The sequence below is a fragment of the Mycobacterium sp. genome (assembly GCF_047975165.1).
Lineage (GTDB): Bacteria > Actinomycetota > Actinomycetes > Mycobacteriales > Mycobacteriaceae > Mycobacterium.
In genome coordinates this window covers 1-1,914 of the sequence record NZ_JBKECZ010000054.1, presented here as the reverse complement: position 1 = coordinate 1,914, position 1,914 = coordinate 1, and the positions used below count along the sequence as shown (strand labels likewise).

The window sequence follows — 1,914 nt, the reverse complement described above, 5'->3', positions numbered from 1 at the left end:
GAGGGGCGCAACACCCACCGGACCCTGCTCCGCCTGGGTGAGGTGACCGCGTTGCGAGCCTCGGGTGAGCTGGAACGGATCATCGCCGCCCTGGAGAACCACCTGCAACGGGACCAAGTGGCAGTGGCTTCGATGTCGGCTGAGGACACTCGGGTGGTGGGGTCGGTCGCTGGGGTGGCGGCGGTGTGGGCACGCCTCGGGCTCGATGTGTGGTTCGCCAAACAGGGCGCCGATCGCGGTGCGGAGGTGCTGTCGGAGGCGGTGTTCGCGATGGTGGCCAACCGGCTGATCGACCCGTGCTCGAAGCGACGCCTGCTCGAATGGGTCGACCGGGACATCGCCATGCCCGAGGGGTGGACTCCGCCCTCGCTGGACCAGTACTACCGGGCTCTCGACGCCGTCGCCGCCGGCAAGGCGGCCACGGAGATCGAGTTGTATGCCCGGCTGTGTGACCTCACCAACATGGACCTTTCCATGGTGTGCTACGACTTGACCTCCACCTATTTCGAGGGCGACCCTCGCCCGACTGGCCGGTTCCCGTCCAAGGCGTTCGGCTACTCGAGAGACAAGCGCAGCGATCGGCCCCAGGTCGTGATCGGCCTGTTGTGCACCGGGGACGGGATCCCGATCGCTCATCACGTGTTCGCTGGGAGCACCGCGGATGTGTCGACCCTGCCCGGTGTGTTGGCTGACCTGGCTGAGCGGTTCAGCGTCACCAACATCTGTGTCGTCGCGGACCGGGGACTCATCTCCGCCGCCAACATCGACGACGTCGACGCCCGCGGGTTCGATCACATCGTGGCCACCCGCCTGCACCGCGACGCCGCCTGTGCTGGAGCCCTCACCCTCGCCGAGGACGAGGCGACGGAGTGGGTTGAGGTCGCGGCGGCGAACAGCCGAGCAGCCGAGGTCACCCTGGCTGATGGGACCAGAGCCGTGGTGGTGGAATCCGATGAACGGCATCGCCGTGACACCGCCCGCACCGCTGAGTTAGTGGCCCGATGTGAGACCCAGTTGTTGGCCTTGGAGGACCGGGTCCGAGCCGGGCGGCTCAAGAACCCGGCAGCGATCGGGCGGGCCGCCCAGAAGATCCTCGGTTCCTCCGGGGTGGCTGGCCTGTTCGAAATCGAGATCAGCGAGGGCCGGTTCCTCTACCACTACAACGACCCCGCACACGACTACGAGCAACAACTCGCCGGGCGTTACGTGCTGACCACCAACCTCACCACCGCCCAGGCATCCACGGCCAGGATCGTGACTGCTTACCGGCAGTTGCTGGCGGTCGAAAACCGGTTCCGGACCCTGAAAGACCTCCTTCACCTGCGACCGGTCCGCCACTGGACCGAACAACGAGTCAAGGGCCACATCGCCATCTGCGTCTACGCCGCCGTGGTCGAAACCCTCATCGGCAAAGCAATCACCGCCGCCGGGATCACCGATCCCGACATCGACGACCAACACCTCTCCGCCCAACGGGCGCTACGAGAACTGGGCCGCGTCCGACACGTCCAGATCACCGCCGGGGGCCGACAGATCGGGCTCATCACCCGCCGCAGCACCCTCCAAGCCCAGATCCTCGCCGCCCTCAAGGTCGACACACGAGGCTGGGACACCGCCGAAGTCGCCTGACCCCCTGACCAGGCAAAACGCAGAAACGTAGGGGAAACACTCCTCGACCACGCCCCGCTGACCAGGACTTACGCGACACCCCCGCCAAACTCGGGCCAGCCGGTCGAGGAGCCGGTTGGGGGCCACCACGGCCACGCTGGCGGTTCGCTCCCGCAGCGCCGCCACCTCGGCCACCACGGTGGCGTCGAGATCGGTGTCACCGTCCACGGCTAGGACCAGGGGCGGGTCGCCTCCGGGCCGGACCGAACGGGCCGGGGTGACCCCGGGGGCCGCCTCGGGCATAAG

1 protein-coding gene is annotated in these 1,914 nt (G+C 67.7%); it reads left to right on the top strand.

The window, feature by feature from the left end; all coding sequences use genetic code 11:
- On the top strand, window positions 1–1,629 hold a 1,629-nt coding region (locus ACK5M9_RS05775), incomplete at its 5' end, for an IS1634 family transposase (RefSeq protein ID WP_416892226.1).
- Window positions 1,630–1,914 lie beyond the last annotated feature (285 nt).